The organism is Streptococcus sp. Marseille-Q5986 (assembly GCF_946902915.1).
GTDB lineage: Bacteria > Bacillota > Bacilli > Lactobacillales > Streptococcaceae > Streptococcus.
Genome location: NZ_CAMPPY010000007.1, coordinates 30889 through 55274, shown reverse-complemented (window position 1 = coordinate 55274; position 24386 = coordinate 30889). Strand labels below are relative to the sequence as shown.

Here is a 24386-nt window from a genome sequence, read left to right as displayed (position 1 = left end):
GATTCCCATGGTTTTACAAATTTTACTTCTTGTATTGATTTTAGTGGTGATTGCATCAGTGATTACGATTAGTTCTGTGTATGTGGTACGACAACAATCTGTCGCTATTATAGAACGCTTTGGTAAATACCAAAAGTTGAGCAATAGTGGTATTCATTTGCGGGCTCCCTTTGGGATTGATAGAATTGCGGCAAGAGTACAACTACGCTTGTTGCAGAGTGAAATCGTTGTAGAGACAAAGACTCAGGATAATGTATTTGTAACGATGAATGTGGCAACTCAGTATCGAGTGAATGAAAACAATGTCACAGATGCCTATTATAAATTGATGCGTCCAGAAGCCCAAATCAAATCCTATATTGAAGATGCTTTGCGTTCATCTGTACCAAAGCTAACCCTAGATGAGTTGTTTGAGAAGAAGGATGAAATCGCCTTAGAAGTTCAAAAACAAGTGGCGGAAGAAATGTCTACATATGGGTATATCATTGTCAAAACGCTGATTACTAAGGTTGAACCTGATGCTGAAGTAAAACAATCAATGAATGAAATTAACGCGGCCCAACGTAAGAGAGTTGCAGCGCAAGAACTTGCTGAAGCAGATAAGATTAAGATCGTGACCGCAGCAGAAGCAGAAGCAGAAAAAGATCGCCTACATGGTGTAGGGATTGCAGAGCAGCGTAAAGCGATTGTTGACGGGCTGGCTGATTCTATCAAAGAGTTAAAGGGAGCTAATGTTGAGCTGACTGAAGAACAAATCATGTCTATCCTATTAACGAACCAGTATTTAGATACATTGAATAATTTTGCAGAAAAAGAAGGTAATAATACAATCTTCCTACCAGCAAATCCTAATGGAGTTGAGGATATAAGAACTCATATATTATCGGCTTTAAAAGCTAAATAAAAATATGCAGAATAATATAATTGTGACGAATATATGTTTTTTATTGACAGATGGAATAAAAACGTATACAATTAAGAATTGTAAAGAATAATTCAGGAGAAGAATATGGTTAAGTCAAACTTTGAAAAGGTAGAAGCAGTTGTTAGCTGGGTTCGTGATAAGAAGATCACAGGTTACCGTATCTCTAAAGAAACGGATGCGCGTGAAATGTCTATCATTGCTCTAGCACAAGGACGCGCAAAAGTTAAAAATATTTCATTTGAAACAGCTCTTAGTTTAATCGATTTCTATGAAAAAAATCATGAAAAATTTGAAGATTGAACTGTGGTTACAGGCAGATTCCTGAATCGAGTCTGCCTTTTCTTTATAATTACAAACGAAAAAGACTGCATACAAAATGCAGTCTTTATTTATTAATTGAGATAACGCTGAAGGAATTCTTTTGTCCGCTCTTCTTTGGGATTTGTAAAGAGTTCTTCAGGTTTACCTTCTTCTGCAATGATTCCCTTGTCCATGAAGATGACACGGTGGGAGACGTCGCGAGCAAATTCCATTTCGTGGGTTACAACAATCATGGTCAAGCCTTCTTGAGCTAGGTCCTGCATAATTTTGAGGACTTCTCCGACCATTTCGGGGTCAAGGGCAGATGTAGGTTCATCAAAGAGAATGGCGTCAGGATTCATGGAGAGTGCCCGAGCGATAGCTACACGTTGCTTTTGTCCACCTGAAAGTTGCTTCGGCTTGGCTTGCCAGTAGCGTTCTCCCATACCAACTTTTTCAAGATTCTCTTTGGCAATTTTTTCAGCTTCAGAGTGGCCACGTTTGAGTACTGTCGTTTGGGCTACGATGGTATTTTCGAGGACATTCAGATTTTCAAAGAGATTGAAAGATTGGAAAACCATACCGAGCTTTTCACGATAATGGGTGAGGTTATAGCCTTTTTCTAGGACATTTTCTCCGCGATAGAGAATCTCTCCTCCTGTAGGTGTTTCGAGTAAGTTGATTGAACGAAGGAAGGTTGATTTTCCGCTTCCCGAGCTTCCGATGATGGAAATAACCTCTCCTTTATGGACGGTGAGAGAAATGTCTTTTAGCACTTCGTTTTGTCCATAGGATTTTTTTAGGTGTTTGATTTTAAGGATTGGTTGTGTCATTATTTCAAATCCCCCGTTTGCATTTGGTTAGCACCTGTAGTGTAAGTGTCCATGTCCATATAACGTTCGATAAAACGTAGGATACGGGTCACAGTGAAGGTGAGGACAAAGTAAATTACGGCGATGATGGTAAAGGTCTGGAAGTATTGATAGGTTTGCGTCGCTACAGTATTTCCTGAGAAATAAAGCTCGACAACTGAAATAACGTTCAATACAGAAGTATCTTTGATATTGATGACAAATTCATTACCAGTGGCAGGTAGAATATTACGGACAACCTGAGGAAGGATAATCTTACGCATGGTTTGATTGTGGGTCATACCAAGAGCGGTTGCAGCTTCAAACTGTCCCTTGTCAACTGCTAGAATACCACCACGAACGATTTCTGTCATGTAGGCACCCGTATTGATTGAGACGATGAAAATGGCTGCAAGTGTCCGGTCAAGGTTGATCCCGAAAGCTTGAGCAGTTCCATAGTAGATAACCATGGATTGAACAATCATCGGTGTACCACGGAAGATTTCAATATAGACATTGAGAATCCAACCGACTAGTTTTTGTAGACTGTAAATGGCTTTATTTTCCGAGAGAGGAGCAGTACGGAAGACACCAATGGCGAGACCGATAATGAGACCTACGATAGTTCCGATGATTGAGATTAAGAGTGTGATACCAGCACCACGCAAGAGCTGTTGCCAGTTTTCAGAAAGAATTTTAGCAACTTGGTTGAAGAAATTACTGCTACTTTCTTCAGTTGTTGTGGCTTGGGCAGGTTGCTCCTGAATCATACGATCCATCAGTGCAACTTGTTCATCTTTGGAGATGGTTTCAATACTCGCATTGATTTGGCTGATACGGCCGTCATCTTTACGAAGTCCAATGGCGATAGCTGTATCTTCTTCTCCAGTTTTGAAACCAGGTTCTACTTGGACCATCTTGAACTTAGAGTTTGCGGCTTCAGCAGTTAGAGCTTCAGGGCGTTCCGAAACATAGGCATCAATAACACCAGCCTCAAGAGCTTGGCGCAATTGGGCGAAGTCTCCCATGGCAGTTTCTTTCTTGACACCAGGGATTTGGGAAATCAAATCATAAAGGTAAACACCTTGTTGAGAAGTGATTTTTGCTCCACTAAAGTCCTCTAAAGATTTGGCATTCGAATAGGCAGAGTCCTTTTTGACCAATAGAACTGGCTCGCTAGTGTAGTAACTGCTTGAAAAAGCAATTTCTTGTTTGCGTTCAGCGGTTGGGCTCATACCGGCAATGATTATATCGATTTTGCCAGAAGTAAGGGCTGGAACAAGTCCTTCCCATTTGGTTTTCACAACCAAAGGTTCCTTACCAAGGTCTTTGGCAATCTTTTTAGCAATTTGAACATCGTAGCCGTTGGCATATTGGTTGGTACCGTCGATTTTGACGGCGCCGTTACCATCGTCGTCTTGGGTCCAGTTGAAGGGAGCGTAAGCAGCCTCCATCCCGATGCGTAAATATTCGTCGGCTTGGACTTGGCTAACTAGTCCTAAGATAAGGGCTAGGCTGGCAAGGATAGATAAGCATAATTTTTTCATGTTTTCTCCTATTTCTAGTCTAAAAATGACTTCTCTCTATTGTATCTAAAAATGGTGAGATTTTCAATACAAGTAAGCCTTTACTTATAAAAAATGATATAATGGTGAAAAGATTTGAAAGGGAATCAATTGTGAAAAAAAGATGGCTGGTGACTTTGGTATTTGCTTGTTTATTATTTATGCCGAGCTTAGTTTTTGCAGTAGACTTTGATATCTTATCCTATCGGGGAGATTTGAATATTCATGCAGATAATACTGCGATTTTTAAGGAAACAATCACCTACCGTTTTGGAGATGATTATAATGGCCAGCTAGTTGGACTAGGAAAAGCTGGGAAAATGCCAGAAGGATTTGACATTGATCCCGACCCGACCGTTCAAGTGTCTAAAAATGGGCAAATTATTCAAAATGTTTCCTTTTATACAAGGTAAAAATTTACAATGCTGGAAATACTGTTCGGGTGACGGTTACCTGGAAACTATCAAATCTTCTCTTCTTATACAAGGATATAGCGGAGTTAAATTGGCAACCCTTGACAGATAGTTCAGGAGATATTAAAGAGTTTGAGTTCAAGGTCAGCTCTGAAAATCTAGCGGAGAAACTCTATTTCCATACAGGAAAACTCTTTAAGGAAGCTAGTGTCAAAAAGGTAAATGATTTCTACCAGGTCAAGATGAAAGGTCTTCCGAGAAATCGTCAGGTGGAACTACATGCTTATTGGTCGAGAAGTGCTTTTGCAGAAGCTCCGGATCAAGACTTGGTATCTGATAACCTCATTTGGTTTAAAAGAGTTGAGCTTGAAATAGCAAGTGAAAAAGCTTCGGACAAGATTGTGATGATGTGGCTTATTCCAATTGTTTTGACGGTTTTTCTGTTTATCGGTTTAATCTTTTATAAACGTTTCAAAAAAGAAATTAGTCCCAAGAAGAAATTTGCTAAGAACCATCGTCTCTATGAGCCACCTATGGATTGGTCGCCAATGGTTTTAGCAGAGAGTGTATACTCCTTATCACTGGGCGAAATGAAACCGGGAGTAAAAGGACTTGGTCGTTTTACATTTGAACGAGTCATTCAGGCTACTTTGCTGGATCTGGTAGATAGAGGGCATTTGGCTATTAAGGGCTATTAAGAAAGAGGAAAAAAAGCCAATTCTTAAAATCATAAATGAAAGTGGATTGGTAAATTTTGAGAAGGAATATCTGATACTTTGCTTTTCAGATAAGAAAGAGTTGGTAATTTCGGATCTGTTTTCAGATTATCAGGTTTCATCAAGTATTCATCGTGGAGTTTCTAAAAAGGATGCAAAGCAGGTTCAGGAGATAGGGAAGCAGCTGAAACGTTCGTTTGATAGGCGCATCTCTAACATTGAAAAGCGCGTCAAAGACAAGGTGCATGTGTTGCGTATTCCAAATTATTACCGTCCTTTGAGTACGGGTGAGAAGAAACTATCTCTGGCTATGTGGATTGGATTAATTGGTTCAGCCGTAGGGAGCTGGCTATTCTTCTACTGTAGTTGGAACACGTATGGTTTTGTTTCGTTCCACCTCCTCTTTTTGGGATTACTTGCTTCCATTATTTTAGTGCTAATTTATGCTGTAACATATGGGTATTACGATAATGGTGTTTTGACAGATGAAGGGGCAGAGGTTTACTATCACTGGAAGAGTTTTAAAAACATGCTTCGCAATATCGCCCGTCTAGGCAAGGCTGAGTTGGAAAGTATCGTCCTTTGGAATCGCCTTCTGGTATATGCAACTCTTTTTGGTTATGCCAAAAAGGTCAGTCAGTTAATGAAAGTTCGGCAAATTCATCTTGAGAATCCAGACTTAGATAGTTACATTGCCTATGGCTGGTATACACAGCTCCATACCTATACTGGACAGATGAAATACTATGCAGCGGTCGCAAATACAGCAAGCAACTACCCTGTATCTTCTGGAAGTGGTTCTTCAGGTGGAGGATTCTCAGGAGGCGGAGGTGGTAGTAGCATTGGTGCCTTCTAAAAAATCTATCGCAGAATCTGAAATTATGCTATAATAGAGGACAGAAAAAGGAGTAATACATGTATCTTATTGAAATTTTGAAGTCAATCTTTTTTGGGATTGTTGAAGGAATTACGGAATGGTTGCCCATTTCAAGTACGGGTCACTTGATTTTGGTTGAAGAATTTGTACAATACAAGGACCAAAATGAAGCCTTCATGTCCATGTTTAATGTTGTCATTCAGCTCGGTGCTATCTTAGCGGTTATGGTGATTTACTTTAACAAGCTCAATCCCTTCAAACCTGGTAAAAATGAGGTCGAAGTCCGTCGAACTTGGCAATTGTGGTCAAAAGTCCTCGTTGCGACCTTGCCTTTATTGCTAGTCTTTAAGTTGGATGATTGGTTTGACACTCATTTTCACAATATGGTATCAGTTGCTATTATGTTGATTATCTATGGGGTTGCCTTTATCTATCTTGAAAAAAGAAATAAGGCGCAAGCTATTGAACCAACAGTTACAGAACTTGAAAAGCTTCCCTACAAGACAGCTCTCTATATCGGACTCTTCCAAGTCCTCGCCCTCTTCCCAGGAACGAGCCGCTCAGGTGCGACGATTGTCGGTGGTTTGTTAAATGGAACGAGTCGCTCTGTCGTAACAGAGTTTACCTTCTACCTCGGAATTCCTGTTATGTTTGGGGCTAGTGCTTTAAAGATTTTCAAATTTATAAAAGCAGGTCAACTTTTGAGTTTTGGACAACTATTCCTGCTTTTGGTTGCTATGGGAGTAGCCTTCGCGGTCAGCATGGTTGCTATTCGCTTCTTGACCGGATATGTGAAGAAGCACGACTTTACACTCTTTGGTAAATACCGTATCGTACTCGGTAGTGTCTTGTTGCTCTATAGTTTTGTGCGTTTATTTGTATAAGAAAAAGCTTGAGAGAATCTTCCTTCAAGCTTTTTAAAATCCTGTTGCTGTGACTCCTAGCAAACGAATGCCTTTTTCTTTTTCAGCTAGTTCTTCGTAGAGTTGAAGGGCAGTTTGAGAAATCTGACTAGCGTCCTGTGTTGCTTGTGGGAGGCTTTTTCGTCTAGTTAGAGTAGAGAAGTCAGCATATCGTATTTTGAGGATAATGATTTTTCCAGCTTTTTCCTGCGTGCTGAGATTGTGAGCTACTTTTTCTGAGAGAAGAGTCAGCTCTTTTTTGATGTCTTCTTCTACTTGCAAGATTTTTCCGTAGGTTTTTTCTTTGCCAATGGACTTGCGAATACGATTGGCCTTGACCGGTGAATTATGAATGCCTCTAGCCTTTCGATAAAGATCAAAACCGAGTCTGCCAAACCGATCGATTAAAGTGACTTCAGAAACGTCCAATAAGTCTTCACCAGTATAAATGCCCATTTCATGAAGCCGTTCAACTGTTTTTTTGCCCACGCCGTGAAATTTAGCAATGTCCATTTGTTTGAGAAAATCCTCAGCCTGATCTGGGAGGATAACTGTCAAACCATGTGGTTTTTGATAGTCACTAGCCATTTTAGCTAGGAATTTGTTATAAGAGACGCCTGCAGAAGCAGTCAGGTGTAGCTCCTGCCAGATATCTTGTTGGATGAGGCGGGCTATTTTGACGGCTGACTTGATACCGAGTTTATTTTCCGTCACATCCAAGTAAGCCTCGTCAATACTCATAGGTTCGATCAAATCAGTGTAGCGTTTAAAAATAGCTCGAATCTCAAGTCCTACACTCTTGTATTTTTCATAATTTCCTGAAATGAAAACAGCTTGGGGACAGCGCTCATAAGCTTCTTTAGAACTCATGGCTGAATGAACACCAAAAGCTCGTGCCTCATAGCTACAGGTAGAAACGACTCCCCGCCCACCTGTTTGTCTGGGGTCATTCCCAATGATGACAGGTTTGCCCCTTAACTTAGGATTATCTCTGATTTCCACCGCAGCAAAAAAGGCATCCATATCGATATGGAGGATTTTTCGCGATGTGTCATTGATAAGCGGAAAAATTAACATGCCGTCTCCTAGAATCTTTTAAAGCATAAATAAGCAAGTCACAATGACGAGAGTCTTCTTGTAATCTTTATTCACTAGGAGATAAACACTGCCGAATAGAAAACCAGCCAAACAAGTTAATATTCCTGTCAAGACACTTCCCTTTGACAAGACATGCATCAAGCCCCATGTCAAACCTAAGAGAATACCGCCATAGGAAACTTTATAATTTTTAAACCAAGTCTCAAAAGCTTTTTGTCCGAAAACCAGTACCATAGAAATCAGGAAACTATCAGCAGCATAATAGATATATTGAAATAGAAACTTCAACCAACCGAAATGCTGCAATTCAATCAAAATTTTGAAACCCTTCCAATCCCAGTATTGGACAAGTGTAATAAGGATAAAACTCAAGACAATCGCCAACCATTGCCAAACAGACACAGTTTTTTTCTCCGTTTTCAAAAGGTCAAAGCCAGTTTGTTTTTTAGTCAGAGCAATAATACCGAAACCGAAACTAAACCAGCCCAAACTAGTCACTATCCAGTGAGCAATCATCTGAAACCTTGTTGCATGATAAAGTGAAATCCCCCAAAATCCTTCCACGGTCACCAGTAATAATTCAAATAAAAAGGCAGCAGTAGTATACAAGGCTAACCGCAGAAAATCAAAGTCCGTAATATTTTTACTTTTTTTTCATGATAAGTCCCCCTTAACTTTATAAACTATCTAAGTTTATTAGACTCTTTTCCTGTTTTCATTTAACTTTTCAAAATTATAACACAGATAACCCTATTTGTCAAACTGTATTATAAAAGAAAGCGCTAAAAAGGCTGTTTTCTCCTTGTTGAAATCGGTTACCATGTGGTATACTTGATTTATGAATGTAACAGATAGTTGTTACTAGAAAGAAAATGAGGACATTAACATGGTTGTTAAGACAATTGTTGAAGCGCAAGATATTTTTGATAAAGCTTGGGAAGGCTTCAAAGGCGTAGATTGGAAAGAAAAAGCAAGTATTTCTCGCTTCGTTCAAGCTAACTACACACCTTACGATGGAGACGAAAGCTTCCTTGCTGGCCCAACAGAACGATCGCTTCACATCAAAAAAATCGTAGAAGAAACAAAAGCACACTACGAAGAAACTCGTTTCCCAATGGACACTCGTCCAACATCTATTGCTGATATTCCTGCTGGATTTATTGACAAAGAAAACGAAGTGATCTTCGGTATCCAAAACGATGAACTCTTCAAATTGAATTTCATGCCAAAAGGTGGTATCCGTATGGCTGAAACTACTTTGAAAGAAAATGGATACGAACCAGACTCAGCTGTTCACGAAATCTTCACTAAATATGTAACAACAGTTAACGACGGTATCTTCCGTGCCTACACTTCAAACATTCGTCGCGCTCGTCACGCACACACTGTAACTGGTCTTCCAGATGCCTACTCACGCGGACGTATCATCGGTGTTTACGCACGTCTTGCTCTTTACGGTGCAGACTACTTGATGCAAGAAAAAGTAAACGACTGGAATGCAATCGAAGAAATCGATGAAGAAACAATCCGTCTTCGTGAAGAAATCAACCTTCAATACCAAGCATTGCAACAAGTTGTTCGCTTGGGTGACCTTTACGGAGTTGACGTTCGCAAACCAGCGATGAACGTTAAAGAAGCAATCCAATGGGTTAACATCGCTTTCATGTCTGTCTGCCGTGTTATCAACGGTGCTGCTACATCTCTAGGACGTGTGCCAATCGTATTGGACATCTTTGCAGAACGTGACCTTGCTCGTGGTACATTTACTGAATCAGAAATCCAAGAATTCGTTGATGATTTCGTTATGAAACTTCGTACAGTTAAATTTGCTCGTACTAAAGCTTATGACCAATTGTACTCAGGTGACCCAACCTTTATCACAACTTCTATGGCAGGTATGGGTAACGACGGTCGTCACCGTGTTACTAAGATGGACTACCGTTTCTTGAACACTCTTGACAACATCGGTAACTCTCCAGAACCAAACTTGACAGTTCTTTGGACTGATAAATTGCCATACAACTTCCGTCGCTACTGTATGCATATGAGCCACAAACACTCTTCTATCCAATACGAAGGTGTAACAACAATGGCTAAAGACGGATATGGTGAAATGAGCTGTATCTCATGCTGTGTATCTCCACTTGACCCAGAAAATGAAGAACAACGCCATAACATCCAGTACTTCGGTGCTCGTGTAAACGTATTGAAAGCCCTTCTTACTGGTTTGAACGGTGGTTACGACGATGTTCACAAAGACTACAAAGTATTTGACATCGAACCAATCCGTGACGAAGTTCTTGAATTCGAATCAGTTAAAGCGAACTTTGAAAAATCTCTTGACTGGTTGACTGACACTTACGTAGATGCTTTGAACATCATTCACTACATGACTGATAAGTACAACTACGAAGCTGTTCAAATGGCCTTCTTGCCAACTAAACAACGTGCCAACATGGGATTCGGTATCTGTGGATTTGCCAACACTGTTGATACATTGTCAGCTATCAAGTACGCTACAGTTAAACCAATCCGTGATGAAAATGGCTACATCTACGATTACGAAACAATCGGTGAATACCCACGTTGGGGTGAAGATGACCCACGTTCAAACGAATTGGCAGAATGGTTGATCGAAGCTTACACTACTCGTCTACGTAGCCACAAACTCTACAAGAACGCAGAAGCTACAGTATCACTTTTGACCATCACATCTAACGTTGCTTACTCTAAACAAACTGGTAACTCACCAGTCCACAAAGGTGTATATCTCAACGAAGATGGGTCTGTGAACTTGTCTAAACTTGAATTTTTCTCACCAGGTGCTAACCCATCTAACAAAGCTAAAGGCGGATGGTTGCAAAACTTGAACTCACTTTCTAGCCTTGACTTTAGTTACGCAGCTGACGGTATCTCATTGACTACACAAGTTTCACCTCGCGCTCTTGGTAAGACTCGTGACGAACAAGTTGATAACTTGGTAACAATCCTTGATGGTTACTTTGAAAACGGTGGACAACACGTTAACTTGAACGTTATGGACTTGAACGATGTTTACGAAAAGATCATGTCAGGTGAAGACGTTATCGTACGTATCTCTGGATACTGTGTAAACACTAAATACCTCACTCCAGAACAAAAAACTGAATTGACACAACGTGTCTTCCACGAGGTTCTCTCAATGGATGACGCCTTGAGCTAATATTCAACTAGAATAGAAAGAAAGCCAGTTGATCTAACTGGTTTTCTTGTGTTTTAAAAACTTTTTAAAAAATAGTCAAATTTGGTCAGAAACTTATTGACTTTTACTGACCAAAGTGGTATAGTAGAAACATAAGGAAAATGACTTCCTTAGAAAACCTCATTTTCAATAAATCTATTTCTTGAAAATGTATAATAGATAGCCTAGAAAGGGGTGAGGACTATGTTAAATCTAACAGAGTTTGAAAAGAAAATGATAAAAGGCTTATTTAAAAAAGAAAAATCAGGAATTATTCTTAGGGTAGCAAGGTAGCTAGTCTAAAATTTTTAACACAAAGGTCAAAGATAGTCAATATCAGAGATCGTAAATAATTAACAAAAGAGGTAAAGAATATGAACAACAACTTTAATAACTTTAACAACATGGATGATTTATTTAACCAATTGATGGGTGGTATGCGAGGATATAGTTCTGAAAACCGTCGCTACTTGATTAATGGACGAGAAGTGACACCTGAGGAATTTGCCCATTATCGTGCAACTGGTCAATTGCCAGGAAATACAGAATCTGATGCGCAAATGCAACAACAGGTTTCAGGTATGAAACAAGACGGTATCCTTGCTAAACTAGGTCGTAACTTGACCGCAGAAGCTCGTGAGGGCAAGTTGGATCCTGTTATCGGACGAAACAAGGAAATTCAAGAAACATCTGAAATCCTTTCACGTCGTACCAAGAACAATCCTGTACTTGTCGGAGATGCAGGTGTTGGTAAGACAGCCGTTGTCGAAGGTCTAGCACAAGCTATTGTGAACGGAGATGTTCCAGCTGCCATTAAGAACAAGGAAATTATTTCCATTGATATCTCAGGTCTCGAGGCCGGTACTCAATACCGTGGTAGCTTTGAAAAAAATGTTCAAAACCTAGTCAACGAAGTGAAAGAAGCAGGGAGTATTATCCTCTTCTTTGATGAAATTCATCAAATTCTCGGCGCTGGCTCAATCGGAGGCGATAGTGGTTCTAAAGGTCTTGCAGATATTCTCAAACCAGCTCTCTCTCGTGGTGAGTTGACGGTTATTGGGGCAACGACTCAAGACGAATACCGTAACACCATCTTGAAGAATGCAGCACTTGCTCGCCGTTTCAACGAAGTTAAGGTCAATGCTCCTTCAGCAGAGGATACCTTTAAAATTCTTCAAGGAATTCGTGACCTTTATCAACAACACCACAATGTCATCTTGCCAGACGAAGTTTTGAAAGCAGCAGTGGATTATTCTGTTCAGTATATTCCTCAACGTAGTTTGCCAGATAAGGCTATCGACCTTGTTGATGTTACGGCAGCTCACTTGGCAGCTCAACATCCTGTAACAGATGTGCATGCTGTTGAACGTGAAATTGAGGCAGAAAAAGACAAGCAAGAAAAAGCAGTTGAAGCAGAAGATTTTGAAGCAGCTCTAAACTATAAAACACGCATTGCAGAATTAGAAAAGAAAATCGAAAACCACACAGAAGATATGAAGGTGACTGCAAGTGTCAACGATGTGGCTGAATCTGTAGAACGAATGATGGGTATTCCAGTATCACAAATGGGAGCGTCAGACATCGAACGATTGAAAGATATGGCTCATCGCTTGCAAGACAAGGTGATTGGCCAAGACAAGGCAGTTGAAGCTGTGGCTCGTGCCATCCGTCGTAACCGTGCTGGTTTTGATGAAGGCAATCGCCCAATCGGCAGCTTCCTCTTTGTAGGACCAACTGGGGTTGGTAAGACGGAGCTTGCTAAGCAATTGGCGCTCGATATGTTTGGAACCAAGGATGCGATTATCCGTTTGGATATGTCTGAATACAGTGACCGCACAGCCGTATCTAAGCTAATCGGTACAACAGCAGGTTATGTGGGCTATGATGACAATAGCAATACCTTGACAGAACGTGTTCGTCGCAATCCATACTCTATCATTCTCTTGGACGAAATTGAAAAGGCTGATCCTCAAGTAATCACCCTTCTCCTCCAAGTCTTGGATGATGGTCGTTTGACAGATGGTCAAGGAAATACCGTTAACTTTAAAAATACTGTCATTATCGCGACATCAAATGCTGGATTTGGCTATGAAGCCAACTTGACGGAAGATGCAGATAAACCAGAATTAATGGATCGTTTGAAACCATTCTTCCGTCCAGAGTTCCTTAACCGCTTTAACGCAGTTATCGAGTTCTCACACTTGAATAAGGAAGACCTTTCTAAGATTGTGGATTTGATGTTGGCTGAAGTCAACCAAACCTTGGCTAAGAAAGACATTGATTTGGTAGTCAGTCAAGCAGCTAAGGACTATATCACAGAAGAAGGTTATGACGAAGTCATGGGTGTTCGCCCTCTCCGTCGCGTGGTTGAACAAGAAATTCGTGATAAGGTGACAGACTTCCACTTGGATCATCTAGATGCCAAACATTTGGAAGCAGATATGGAAGATGGCGTTTTGGTCATTCGTGAAAAAGCCTAACTCAAGATTTTGAGAATAAAAAGAAGGAACCAGCTGAAAAAAACTGGTTCCTTTTTTGTGTTTAAATCACATGGCGTTCAAAGGCATCGTCTGAAATCCCTTGTTTCAGGATGAGTTTCGCCCATTCTTTAGCAGAAAAGAGGCTGTGGTCCTTGTAGTTTCCGCAAGATTCGATGGTTGTTCCAGGGACATCTTCCCAAGTAGTGGTTTCAGCGATTTCCTTGAGCGAATCCTTGATAACAGCTGCAATTTCAGCGCTGGTATGGCGTCCCCACATAATCATGTGGAAGCCTGTACGGCAACCAAATGGCGAACAGTCAATCATGCCGTCAATGCGGGTACGGATGAGTTTGGCTAAGAGGTGCTCAATAGTGTGAAGTCCAGCGGTAGGGATAGAGTCCTCATTTGGCTGTACCAAGCGAATATCAAAGTTGGAGATGATGTCTCCCTTTGGCCCTGTTTCTTCCCCAATCAAGCGAACATAGGGTGCTTTAACAATAGTGTGGTCAAGTTCAAAACTTTCAACAATAACTTCTTTTGACATGGTAAATCCTTTCAGTTTTCTTCTTTCATTATAACATAAAGGGCACTGTTGAGACAGAGAGAAAACCTCTCCGAGGATGGAGAGGTTCAAATAGTTACTTGCGATACAAGCGGTCGTATTGGTAGTAAGGGTCAAAGGTTACATTGATACCCAATTTGCGAAGGACATTCTTGTCTTCATCTGTCAAGATGATGGTTGAGTGGGCTTCGCTTCCTTTGAGGTTGCCAAGCTCTTCCATAGCACGCGCAGCATCAGGATTTTCTGTAGCTGTGATGGCAAGTGCAATCAGGATTTCATTTGAGTGGAGGCGTGGATTGCGGCTACCGAGATGATCGATTTTAAGACCTTGGATTGGCTTGACAAGTTCAGGCTCGATTAGTTTTACTTCTTCAGCAATGTCAGCTGATTTCTTGATGGCGTTGATAAGAGCAGCGGCTGTAGGGCCAAAGAGTTCTGAGTTCTTACCAGTCACGATTTCCCCACTTGGCAATTCAAGGGCTAGGGCTGGTCCGCCAGTTTCTTCTGCTTTTTGACGTGCAACAACAGCAACCTTACGGTCTGCAGGTGTGATACCGAGGTCGTTCATGAGCAACTCAATTTTCTTGACAGCAGCTTCGCCAACTTTTTCAGCTTTAAAATCAAGAACTGTTTGATAGTAACGACGGATGATTTCTTGTTTAGAGGCTTCGATAGCAGCCTTGTCATCAGTAATAGCAAAACCAACCATATTGACCCCCATGTCTGTCGGAGAAGCGTATGGAGATTCCCCGAGGATACGTTCTAACATACGTTTTAGCACTGGGAAGATTTCGATATCACGGTTGTAGTTGACAGTGGTTTCTCCGTAGGTTTGGAGATGGAAGGGGTCAATCATGTTGACATCATCAAGGTCTGCGGTTGCAGCCTCGTAGGCCAAGTTGACCGGATGATGAAGGGGAAGGTTCCAAACGGGGAAGGTTTCAAACTTAGCGTAACCAGACTTGATACCATTGAGTTGGTCGTGGTACATGTTTGACATACAAGTGGCCAATTTTCCAGAACCAGGTCCAGGAGCGGTTACGACAATTAAGTTGCGACTGGTTTTGATGTAGTCGTTTTTCCCCATGCCTTCTGGGGAAATGATGTGATCCATATCTGTTGGATATCCTTTGATTGGATAATGAAGATAAGAATCAATCCCGTTTTTCTCAAGTTGGTTGCGGAAGGCATCTGCAGCCGCTTGACCAGCGTACTGTGTGATGACAACGGAACCAACAAAAATTCCCAGCTCATTGAATTTGTCAATCAAGCGAAGAACTTCTTGGTCATAAGAAATACCTAGGTCACCACGTGCTTTAGAGTGTTCGATGTTGCTAGCGTTAATGGCAATCACAACTTCAACCTGCTCTTTCAATTCTTGCAAGAGTTTGATTTTGTTGTCAGGCTCATAACCAGGAAGTACACGAGCAGCGTGGAAATCTTCTAACATTTTGCCGCCAAACTCCAAATAGAGCTTGCCGTCAAATTGGTTAATTCGCTCCAAGATGTGGTCGCGCTGTAGATTCAAATATTGTTCAGAACTAAAAGCTTGTTTTTTCATATTTTTACCTCTGACTGCTATTATAATAAAAAATTGGAAGTTAGAAAACTACGGAGCTAAAAAAGAAATTAAAAAGATTAAGCAAACGCTTGCACATAATTCCGAAAAGCGCTATTATAGACTATAGATTATGAAAATAATGAGGTAAGAAGATGCAAGAAAAATGGTGGCACAATGCCGTAGTCTATCAAGTTTATCCCAAGAGTTTTATGGATAGTAATGGAGATGGAATTGGCGATTTGCCAGGTATTACCAGTAAGTTGGACTATCTAGCCAAGTTAGGAATCACAGCGATTTGGCTTTCTCCTGTTTATGACAGCCCCATGGATGATAATGGCTACGATATTGCCGATTATCAAGCCATTGCAGCTATTTTCGGAACCATGGAGGACATGGACCAACTGATCGCAGAAGCCAAGAAGCGTGATATTCGTATCATCATGGACTTGGTGGTCAATCATACCTCAGATGAGCATGCTTGGTTTGTCGAGGCCTGTGAAAATCCCGGCAGTCCCGAGCGAGACTACTATATCTGGCGGGATGAACCCAATGACCTAGATTCTATCTTTAGCGGATCTGCTTGGGAATACGATGAAAAGTCAGGCCAATACTATCTCCACTTTTTCAGCAAGAAACAGCCGGATCTCAACTGGGAGAATGAAAAACTGCGCCAGAAAATCTATGAGATGATGAACTTCTGGATTGATAAAGGTATCGGTGGTTTTCGCATGGATGTCATTGACATGATTGGGAAAATTCCTGACGAGAAGGTAGTCAATAATGGTCCCATGCTCCATCCCTATCTCAAGGAGATGAACCAAGCCACCTTTGGAGATAAGAATCTCCTGACAGTAGGGGAGACTTGGGGAGCTACGCCCGAGATTGCCAAGCTCTACTCGGATCCAAAGGGACAAGAATTGTCTATGGTCTTCCAGTTTGAGCACATCTGTCTTCAGTATCAGAAAGGTCAACCTAAATGGCACTACCAAAAAGAGCTGAATATCGCTAAGTTGAAAGAGATTTTCAATAAATGGCAGACAGAATTAGGAGTTGAGGACGGTTGGAATTCCCTCTTCTGGAACAATCATGACCTCCCTCGTATCGTCTCAATCTGGGGAAACGACCAAGAATATCGTGAGAAATCTGCCAAAGCCTTTGCAATCTTGCTCCATCTCATGAGAGGGACCCCTTATATCTACCAGGGTGAGGAGATTGGGATGACCAACTATCCGTTTGAAACACTGGACCAAGTAGAAGATATTGAATCCCTCAACTATGCGCGTGAGGCTCTTGAAAAAGGTGTTTCGCTGGAAGAAATCATGGACAGCATCCGTGTCATTGGACGTGACAATGCCCGTACCCCGATGCAATGGGATGGGAGCCAAAATGCTGGTTTCTCAACAGGTCAACCGTGGTTGGCAGTCAATCCAAACTACGAAGAAATCAACGTTCAAGAAGCACTGGCAAATCCAGATTCTATTTTCTATACTTATCAGAAGTTGGTTCAAATCCGTAAGGAGAACAGCTGGCTGATTCGAGCTGACTTTGAGTTGCTTGATACGGCTGACAAGGTCTTTGCCTATATCCGTAAAGATGGCAACCGTCGTTTCTTAGTTGTGGCTAACTTGTCCAATGAAGAGCAAGTCTTTGTAGTAGAAGGAAATGTCAAATCAGTCTTGATTGAAAACACTGTGGCTCAAGAAGTCTTTGAAAAACAAATCTTGGCTCCATGGGATGCTTTCTGTGTAGAAATGACTGACTAAAATGAGAAAACCTCAAGTTTTTTGAGTTTGAGATTCAGATTGAAGAAAAAGTCCGTTTTGGGCAATTTTCTTCAATCTTTTTTTAAAACTAGAGAAAGTAAAAAATCTTTAAACCAGTATGATATTGCTCTTCCTAAGAGTTTTCCTTATAGGGTAATAAGCTGCAAATGAGCCATTGTTAATGGCTGATAGTGTTTGTTTCTGTTCTGACTAAGGTTACTCTTGGCCTTGACTCGCCAGTCTAACAGTTTCAAGACTCTTATCAAATGAAATCCTGGAATAAGGATAAGTTAGTTGAAATAGCTCACTTTTAGGAAGGCTGGGTGGCTAACTTCATTGATAGAATTTTCATTAAAAAATAATGTAAAATATCGTTAAAAATACTTGACAAAAATTTAGGGGGGGGGGGGTATAATATTCATAGCATCTATGATACATGATGTTAATAAAAAGAAAAAAGGTGATCCAAATGGATAGAAAAAAAGTGATAGTAACTAGCCTAGCTAGTGCAGCAATATTAGGAGCTGGTTTTGTTACTTCTCAGCCTGCTGTGGTTAGAGCAGATGAGGCTCCCGTAGCTAGTCAGTCTAAAGCTGAAGCTGAGAAAAACTATGATGCAGCGAAGAAACAGGTTGAGGATGCGAACAAAGCAGTAGAAGAGGCTCAAAAAGCTTTAGATGAGGCAACAGCTGCTCAGAAAAGGTATGAAGATGGTCAGAAGCAAACTGAGGAGAAAGGCGCGCGAGAAAAAGCAGCGTCTAAAGAGTTGAATGAGGCAGCGAAAACACTTCAACTAGCGTATCGAGACTATGGACAAGCTAAAGACCAAGCCGCAAGAAAACTAGCAGATGAGAAGATAGAAGAAGCTAAGAAACAAGAAAAAAAGGCAAAAGCTAAATTTGATGAAGTTCGAGCAATGGTAATTCCTGAGCCAGATGCTTTGGCTGCAACTAAGAAAAAAGCAGAAGAAGCACCAAAACTTACTAAAAAACTAGAAGCAGCTAAACGACAAGCAGAAGAAGCTAAACAAAAAGCAGAAAAAGCTCGTATCCGACTAGACAAACTAACAAAAGAACAAAATACTCCTAAGTCTGAGAAGGAAAAACTCTTAAAAGAAATTGAGGAAATTAAAGAAGAGATTAAATCTGGTGAGGAGAATGGAACTGAAGCTTACTACCTTGAAGGTTTGAAAGCTCGCTTAGCAGATTTAGAGAAAGCACTTGAGACATTGATGAACAACCTGCCTCCAGTGCATGAGGTTCCTGAATTTGGTGCACATAACCCTGAGATTAAAAAAATCTTAAAAGAAATTGAGGAAATTAAAGAACAGATTAAATCTGGTGAAGAGAATGGAACTGAAGCTTACTACCTTGAAGGTTTGAAAGCTCGCTTAGCAGATTTAGAGAAAGCACTTGAGACATTGATGAACAACCTGCCTCCAGTGCATGAGGTTCCTGAATTTGGTGCACATAACCCTGAGATTAAAAAAATCTTAAAAGAAATTGAGGAAATTAAAGAACAGATTAAATCTGGTGAAGAGAATGGAGCTGAAGATTACTACCTTGAAGGTTTGAAAGCTCGCTTAGCAGATTTAGAGAAAGCACTTGAGACATTGATGAACAACCTGCCTCCAGTGCATGAGGTTCCTGACCATAATGATTCTTCAAATCCGGGAGCAAACCCTCCAGGCGTAAACCCTCCAGGCGTAAACCCTCCAGGCGTAAACCCTCCAGGCGTAAACCCTCCAGGCGTAAACCCTCCAAGAGTTGATCCTCCAGTTTTCGCAGGAACTGACCGAGATAAGACTTATCAAGCTCCAGGTGCAAAAACAGGTAAACAAGAACTTCCAAGCACTGGCGCTAAGGACAATGTCGCACTTGCTTCATTAGGCTTTTTAGGATTATTCCTAGGTGCTCTTCCATTTGTTAAACGTAAAAATTAGAGCACTTTTCTACCATTTGTCCAGTCTATCAGGGCTTTAAGTAAAATCAAACAGGATGAAGATGATTTTCATCCTGTTTTTGTGTGATTAAAAGTTAGTTGGAGTCCTCCCTTCTCCCTTTTACCATAAAAGTGGCTGTAAGGGCTAGGCTGAGGTCTGCTAAGAAGAGGAGTGGGTTGAACGCTCCTCCTGTTGCTGGAAGCTGTTCTTTAGGAGAATGATTTTCAACTTTCGCAAGACGAGGACTAGCTGAAAGCTGTTCAGCCTCATGTATCCAGGTTTCTGCATCTGAAGTAGTTGTTTTTTCTCTGTGTTAGAGGTTGTTCCAGCAGCTTATCAGAATGGACAAATTCTGATTTCAAACTATGAAGATGTAGAAGTATCAGAAAAAATTCTACTCAAGCCCTATCAAACACTGGCTATTTATGTAAATTAAACGCAGCAAGGAGCTCTTTTTCTCAGAAAAGCAGGGCTCCTTTTTTGTCGCCTATTGCCCTTCTTGAAAGCGTAAAACAAACTAGTCAGGAAAGTCACTTTATGGTATAATATAGAAGACTCAAAAAGAAACAGGAGAAAAAGAATGGATTTACTTTTAGCAATTGTATTGATTGTGCTAGCTTTTCTAGGAGGAGCTCTTGGAGGAATGTACTTGGTTCGTAAGCAAATCGAAAAAGAATTCGCTGACAATCCACGTTTGAACGCTGAGGCAGTTCGTGCTCTCTTGAGTGCAAATGGCCAAAAACCAAGCGAAGCCAAGGTACAACAAGTTTACCACCAAATCATCCGCCAACAAAAAGCAGCCCTTGCTAACAATAAAAAGAAAAAATAGATAAGGAAAAGTCTGGGATGAAAGTTCCAGACTTCTCACTATGTTGGTTATGGTTTAGGGATGAGACTTTTTCCTTGCATTCTATTGATATTTGATTATGATTAAGAGAGATAGTTGTTAATTAGGATGTCATTCAGTTCATACGGATCAATAATTATAATGAACTATCAATCAGAAAAAGACTAGAAAGAAGACTGTATGGATAATCGACCAATTGGTTTTTTGGATTCGGGCGTCGGGGGCTTGACCGTTGTTCGTGAGCTCATGCGCCAACTTCCCCATGAAAAAATCGTCTATATTGGAGATTCGGCACGGGCGCCCTATGGTCCCCGTCCTGCTGAGCAAATTCGTGAATATACTTGGCAGCTGGTCAACTTTCTCTTGACCAAGGATGTCAAGATGATTGTCATTGCTTGTAATACTGCGACTGCGGTCGTCTGGGAAGAAATCAAGGCCCAACTAGATATTCCTGTCCTAGGTGTGATTTTGCCAGGAGCTTCGGCAGCTATCAAGTCCAGTCAAGGTGGGAAAATCGGAGTGATTGGAACACCCATGACGGTACAATCAGACATCTACCGTCAGAAAATCCATGATTTGGATCCGGATTTACAGGTGGAAAGTTTGGCCTGTCCCAAGTTTGCCCCCTTGGTGGAGTCTGGAGCCCTGTCGACCAGTGTCACCAAGAAAGTGGTCTATGAAACCCTGCGTCCCTTGGTTGGAAAGGTGGATAGCCTGATTTTGGGTTGTACTCATTACCCACTCCTTCGCCCTATCATCCAAAATGTCATGGGGCCTAAGGTTCAGCTCATCGATAGTGGGGCAGAGTGTGTACGGGATATCTCGGTTTTGCTCAACTATTTTGAAATCAATCATAGCCGAGATGCGGGACCTCTTCAACATCGTTTTTACACAACAGCCAATAGCCAAAGTTTTGCCCAGATTGGAGCAGAATGGTTGGAAAAAGAGATTCATGTGGAGCATGTAGAATTATGACAAATAAAATTTATGAATACAAGGATGACCAAGACTGGTATATCGGTGTCTGGGATGTCTATGGAGGCATCTATAGCCTTATCAAAGATCCTCTCGAGCTTGATTTTATGGATTTGGCGCGGATTTTTCGTGACGAAGAAAATGGCTTTCCGATTACAATAACAGTGATGCGCTGGTCTTCTAAGTTTCGTCTGCTCTCCTTTATCGTTGAGATTTTAAATGCTGAAGCAGGCCGCAATCTAGAAGTCATCCAACGTCAGGGGGCTCTGCTATTGGTTGAAAATGGACAGCTTTTGCATGTCGAACTACCTAAAGAAGGGGTCGATGTTCAAGCCTTCTTTGAAACGAACAAGGTCAGAGAAAGCTTGTTGATTGCGACTCGCAACGAGGGCAAGACCAAGGAATTCCGAGCTATCTTTGACAAATTAGGCTACGATGTGGAAAATCTCAATGACTACCCTGATTTGCCTGAAGTAGCTGAAACAGGCATGACCTTTGAAGAAAATGCCCGCCTCAAGGCAGAAACCATTTCACAGTTAACAGGAAAGATGGTGCTAGCAGATGACTCAGGTCTCAAAGTCGATGCCCTCGGTGGCTTGCCAGGTGTTTGGTCAGCCCGTTTTGCAGGTGTGGGAGCAACTGACCGAGAAAACAATGCCAAACTCTTGCACGAATTGGCCATGGTCTTTGAACTCAAGGACCGTTCAGCCCAGTTCCACACAACCCTAGTTGTAGCTAGTCCAAACAAGGAAAGCTTGGTGGTTGAAGCTGACTGGTCAGGTTATATCAACTTTGAACCCAAGGGTGAAAATGGTTTTGGCTACGATCCGCTTTTCCTTGTGGGAGAGACAGGAAAGTCAGCAGCTGAATTAACCCTGGAAGAAAAAAATAGCCAATCTCACCGTGCCTTAGCCGTTAAGAAACTTTTGGAGGTATTTCCATCATGGCAAAGCAAACCATCATTGTAATGAGCGATTCTCATGGCGATAGCTTGATTGTGGAAGAAATCCGTGATCGCTATGTGGGCAAAGTTGACGCCATTTTTCACGATGGTGACTCAGAACTCCGTCCAGACTCTACGATCTGGGAGGGTATCCATGTCGTTAAAGGCAACATGGACTTTTATGCTGGTTACCCAGAACGTTTGGTAACTCAACTTGGTCCTACCAAGATCATCCAGACCCATGGACACTTGTTGGATATCAATTTCAACTTTCAAAAGTTGGACTACTGGGCTCAGGAAGAAGATGCCGATATCTGCCTCTATGGTCACTTGCATGTGCCAAATGCTTGGATGGAAGGAAAAACACTCTTTTTAAATCCAGGCTCCATCAGCCAGCCACGAGGAACCATCAGAGAATGCCTCTATGCCCGTGTGGAGATTGATGACAGCTATTTCAAAGTAGACTTTTTGACACGTGATCATGAGGTTTATCCAGGCTTGTCCAAGGAGTTTACTCGATGATTGCCAAGGAATTTGAAGCATTTTTATTGGAGCAGGAAGAGACTTTTCTTACCCCTGCTGAGAATCTAGCAGCCTTGATTGATACCCATAACGCTGACCATGCAATTTTGGTGTTGAGTCAAATTACCTATACCCGTATCCCTGTTGTGACCTTTGACAAACGCTTTGTCGGAACCATTGGTCTGAGAGACATTTTGGCTTATCAAATGGAGCAAGGTTTGACGGATGAGCAGATGGCAAAGACAGACATCGTCCATATGACCAAGACAGATGTGGCAGTCGTCGCTCCAGACTATAACATCACTGAAGTCCTCCATAAACTGGTGGATGAACCCTTCTTGCCAGTCGTAGATGATGAAGGGATTTTTCAAGGAATCATCACGCGCAAATCTATCCTCAAGGCTGTCAATGCTCTCTTGCATGACTTTAGTAAGGACTATGAGGTTCGATGCAAATGAGAGACAGGATTTCAGACTTTTTAAAGGAAAAGCAGGGCTTGTCTGCCAATTCCAGGATGTCCTATAAGTATGATCTAGAGCAATTTTTAGACATTGTGGGTGAGCGGATTTCGGAGACCAGTCTCAAGATTTACCAAGCCCAGCTAGCCAATCTAAAAATCAGCGCCCAGAAGCGAAAACTTTCGGCCTGTAACCAATTTCTCTACTTTCTCTATCGAAAAAGAGAGGTAGATAGCTTTTATCGTTTGGAATTAGCCAAGCAAGCTGAAAAGAAGACTGAAAAACCAGAACTGTTAAATCTAGACTCTTTTTGGCAAGAAAGTGACTATCCAGAGGGACGCTTGCTAGCGCTCTTAATCCTAGAAATGGGACTCTTGCCAAGCGAGATTTTGGCTCTCAAGGTTGCGGACATCAATCTGGATTTTCAGGTGTTGCGAATCAAGAAGGCTTCCCAACAGAGGATTGTCACTATTCCCACAACCTTGCTTTCAGAGCTAGAACCCTTGATGGGGCAGACCTATCTTTTTGAAAGGGCAGGGAAAGCTTATTCTCGTCAGTGGGCCTTCCGTCAGCTGGAGTCCTTTATCAAGGAGAAAGGTTTCCCAATCTTATCCGCTCAAGCCTTGCGGGAACAGTTCATTCTAAGACAAATAGAAAACAAGGTCGATTTGTACGAAATTGCAAAAAAATTAGGATTAAAAACAGTCCTGACCTTAGAAAAATATAGATAATGGATATTAAATTAAAAGATTTTGAAGGGCCTCTGGACTTGCTTTTGCATCTGGTTTCTAAGTACCAGATGGATATCTACGATGTGCCTATCACAGAAGTCATCGAACAATATCTAGCCTATATCTCAACCCTGCAGGCCATGCGTCTGGAAGTGACGGGCGAGTATATGGTTATGGCTAGCCAGCTGATGCTGTTCAAGAGTCGCAAGCTTCTTCCAAAGGTGGCCGAAGTGACAGACTTGGAGGATGACCTGGAGCAGGATCTTCTCTCTCAAATCGAAGAATACCGCAAGTTCAAGCTCTTGGGGGAGCACTTGGAAGTTAAGCACCAAGAACGGGCTCAGTACTATTCCAAAGCACCGACAGAGTTGATTTACGAAGATGCGGAGCTTGTGCATGACAAGACGACCATTGACCTCTTTCTGGCTTTTTCAAATATCCTAGCCAAGAAAAAAGAGGAGTTTGCACAAAATCACACGACTATTCTGCGGGATGAGTATAAGATTGAGGATATGATGGTCATCGTGAAAGAGTCCTTGACTGGACGAGAGCAGTTGCGCTTACAGGATTTGTTCAAGGAAGCCCAGAATATCCAAGAGGTCATTACCCTCTTTTTGGCAACCCTAGAGTTAATCAAAACCCAGGAGCTGGTCCTATTGCAAGAGGAGAGTTTCGGAGATATCTATCTCATGGAAAAGAAGGAAGAAAGTCAAGTGGCACAAAGCTAGACTTGAT

Annotated in this window: 20 protein-coding genes and 3 pseudogenes; 16 read left to right on the top strand and 7 right to left on the bottom strand. The window is 41.5% G+C overall.

Going from position 1 to position 24386, the window contains the following annotated elements; translation table 11 throughout:
- Positions 1 to 7 precede the first annotated feature (7 nt).
- Both OVN21_RS08820 and OVN21_RS08815 read left to right on the top strand, forming a co-directional pair.
- Positions 8 to 904 carry an SPFH domain-containing protein gene (locus OVN21_RS08820; protein ID WP_267248126.1) on the top strand — a complete coding sequence of 299 codons (897 nt, stop codon included), beginning with the start codon at positions 8 to 10 and terminating at the stop codon, positions 902 to 904.
- A 105-nt stretch (positions 905 to 1009) separates the two neighbouring features.
- Complete coding sequence (locus OVN21_RS08815; RefSeq protein WP_267248125.1) at positions 1010 to 1225, top strand: hypothetical protein; 216 nt, start codon at positions 1010 to 1012, stop codon at positions 1223 to 1225.
- Between the two features lie 92 nt (positions 1226 to 1317).
- On the opposite strand, the gene OVN21_RS08810 is transcribed toward OVN21_RS08815, so the two are convergent.
- Positions 1318 to 2058: an amino acid ABC transporter ATP-binding protein gene (locus tag OVN21_RS08810; protein ID WP_267248124.1), complete on the bottom strand. Its 741-nt coding sequence runs from the start codon at positions 2056 to 2058 to the stop codon at positions 1318 to 1320.
- Positions 2058 to 3623 carry an ABC transporter substrate-binding protein/permease gene (locus OVN21_RS08805; RefSeq protein WP_267248123.1) on the bottom strand — a complete coding sequence of 522 codons (1566 nt, stop codon included), beginning with the start codon at positions 3621 to 3623 and terminating at the stop codon, positions 2058 to 2060. Before OVN21_RS08805 ends, OVN21_RS08810 begins: the two co-directional genes overlap by 1 nt.
- Before the next feature lie 101 nt (positions 3624 to 3724).
- On the opposite strand from OVN21_RS08805, the pseudogene OVN21_RS11090 reads away from it, so the two are divergent.
- Positions 3725 to 5626, top strand: a pseudogene (locus OVN21_RS11090) (DUF2207 family protein).
- A gap of 59 nt (positions 5627 to 5685) precedes the next feature.
- Positions 5686 to 6531, top strand: coding sequence for an undecaprenyl-diphosphate phosphatase (locus OVN21_RS08785; protein ID WP_267248118.1), 846 nt, complete (start codon positions 5686 to 5688; stop codon positions 6529 to 6531).
- 33 nt (positions 6532 to 6564) lie between these two features.
- On the opposite strand, the gene dinB is transcribed toward OVN21_RS08785, so the two are convergent.
- Entirely contained in the window at positions 6565 to 7626 is a 1062-nt protein-coding gene (gene dinB / locus OVN21_RS08780) for a DNA polymerase IV (RefSeq protein WP_267248117.1), read from the bottom strand.
- Positions 7627 to 7644: 18 nt separating this feature from the next.
- The gene (locus OVN21_RS08775) at positions 7645 to 8163 is read right to left on the bottom strand and encodes a hypothetical protein (protein ID WP_267248116.1); all 519 of its coding nucleotides are present in this window, start codon (positions 8161 to 8163) and stop codon (positions 7645 to 7647) included.
- Between the two features lie 370 nt (positions 8164 to 8533).
- On the opposite strand from OVN21_RS08775, the gene pflB reads away from it, so the two are divergent.
- Entirely contained in the window at positions 8534 to 10849 is a 2316-nt protein-coding gene (gene pflB / locus OVN21_RS08770; RefSeq protein ID WP_267248115.1) for a formate C-acetyltransferase, read from the top strand.
- Positions 10850 to 11241: 392 nt separating this feature from the next.
- Positions 11242 to 13347 (top strand): AAA family ATPase, encoded by a 2106-nt coding sequence (locus OVN21_RS08765; RefSeq protein WP_267248114.1) that lies wholly within the window; start codon positions 11242 to 11244, stop codon positions 13345 to 13347.
- Positions 13348 to 13408: 61 nt separating this feature from the next.
- Here OVN21_RS08765 and OVN21_RS08760 read toward each other — a convergent pair whose 3' ends face one another.
- Positions 13409 to 13891 (bottom strand): S-ribosylhomocysteine lyase, encoded by a 483-nt coding sequence (locus OVN21_RS08760; protein ID WP_267248113.1) that lies wholly within the window; start codon positions 13889 to 13891, stop codon positions 13409 to 13411.
- Between the two features lie 94 nt (positions 13892 to 13985).
- Positions 13986 to 15470 carry a DUF1846 domain-containing protein gene (locus OVN21_RS08755; protein ID WP_267248111.1) on the bottom strand — a complete coding sequence of 495 codons (1485 nt, stop codon included), beginning with the start codon at positions 15468 to 15470 and terminating at the stop codon, positions 13986 to 13988.
- Positions 15471 to 15622: 152 nt separating this feature from the next.
- Here OVN21_RS08755 and OVN21_RS08750 point away from each other — a divergent pair, with 152 nt between their 5' ends.
- Both OVN21_RS08750 and OVN21_RS08745 read left to right on the top strand, forming a co-directional pair.
- The gene (locus tag OVN21_RS08750; RefSeq protein ID WP_267248110.1) at positions 15623 to 17233 is read left to right on the top strand and encodes a glycoside hydrolase family 13 protein; all 1611 of its coding nucleotides are present in this window, start codon (positions 15623 to 15625) and stop codon (positions 17231 to 17233) included.
- Positions 17234 to 17702: 469 nt separating this feature from the next.
- The gene (locus tag OVN21_RS08745; protein ID WP_267248109.1) at positions 17703 to 19175 is read left to right on the top strand and encodes an LPXTG cell wall anchor domain-containing protein; all 1473 of its coding nucleotides are present in this window, start codon (positions 17703 to 17705) and stop codon (positions 19173 to 19175) included.
- Positions 19176 to 19269: 94 nt separating this feature from the next.
- Here OVN21_RS08745 and OVN21_RS11195 read toward each other — a convergent pair.
- Positions 19270 to 19508 (bottom strand): annotated as a pseudogene (locus OVN21_RS11195) (LPXTG cell wall anchor domain-containing protein); the annotation flags it as partial.
- Here OVN21_RS11195 and OVN21_RS08740 point away from each other — a divergent pair.
- From OVN21_RS08740 to OVN21_RS08705, 8 genes and pseudogenes are all read left to right on the top strand, one after another.
- Positions 19498 to 19611, top strand: a pseudogene (locus OVN21_RS08740) (alpha,alpha-phosphotrehalase); the annotation flags it as partial. The pseudogenes OVN21_RS11195 and OVN21_RS08740 sit on opposite strands and share 11 nt — an antisense overlap.
- 144 nt (positions 19612 to 19755) lie before the next feature.
- On the top strand, positions 19756 to 20004 hold the full coding sequence (locus tag OVN21_RS08735; RefSeq protein WP_000364987.1) for a YneF family protein: 249 nt from the start codon (positions 19756 to 19758) through the stop codon (positions 20002 to 20004).
- A 198-nt stretch (positions 20005 to 20202) separates the two neighbouring features.
- Positions 20203 to 20997, top strand: coding sequence for a glutamate racemase (gene racE / locus OVN21_RS08730; protein ID WP_267248108.1), 795 nt, complete (start codon positions 20203 to 20205; stop codon positions 20995 to 20997).
- Entirely contained in the window at positions 20955 to 21965 is a 1011-nt protein-coding gene (locus OVN21_RS08725) for a nucleoside-triphosphate diphosphatase (protein ID WP_416370420.1), read from the top strand. Before racE ends, OVN21_RS08725 begins: the two co-directional genes overlap by 43 nt.
- The gene (locus OVN21_RS08720; RefSeq protein ID WP_267248106.1) at positions 21941 to 22462 is read left to right on the top strand and encodes a metallophosphoesterase; all 522 of its coding nucleotides are present in this window, start codon (positions 21941 to 21943) and stop codon (positions 22460 to 22462) included. The genes OVN21_RS08725 and OVN21_RS08720 overlap by 25 nt, the downstream gene beginning before the upstream one ends.
- On the top strand, positions 22459 to 22920 hold the full coding sequence (gene cbpB / locus OVN21_RS08715) for a cyclic-di-AMP-binding protein CbpB (protein WP_267248105.1): 462 nt from the start codon (positions 22459 to 22461) through the stop codon (positions 22918 to 22920). Before OVN21_RS08720 ends, cbpB begins: the two co-directional genes overlap by 4 nt.
- Positions 22917 to 23651, top strand: a complete 735-nt coding sequence (gene xerD / locus OVN21_RS08710) for a site-specific tyrosine recombinase XerD (RefSeq protein ID WP_323744059.1) — start codon at positions 22917 to 22919, stop codon at positions 23649 to 23651. The genes cbpB and xerD overlap by 4 nt, the downstream gene beginning before the upstream one ends.
- Positions 23651 to 24379, top strand: a complete 729-nt coding sequence (locus tag OVN21_RS08705) for a segregation/condensation protein A (RefSeq protein ID WP_267248103.1) — start codon at positions 23651 to 23653, stop codon at positions 24377 to 24379. Before xerD ends, OVN21_RS08705 begins: the two co-directional genes overlap by 1 nt.
- The last annotated feature ends 7 nt before the right edge of the window (positions 24380 to 24386 follow it).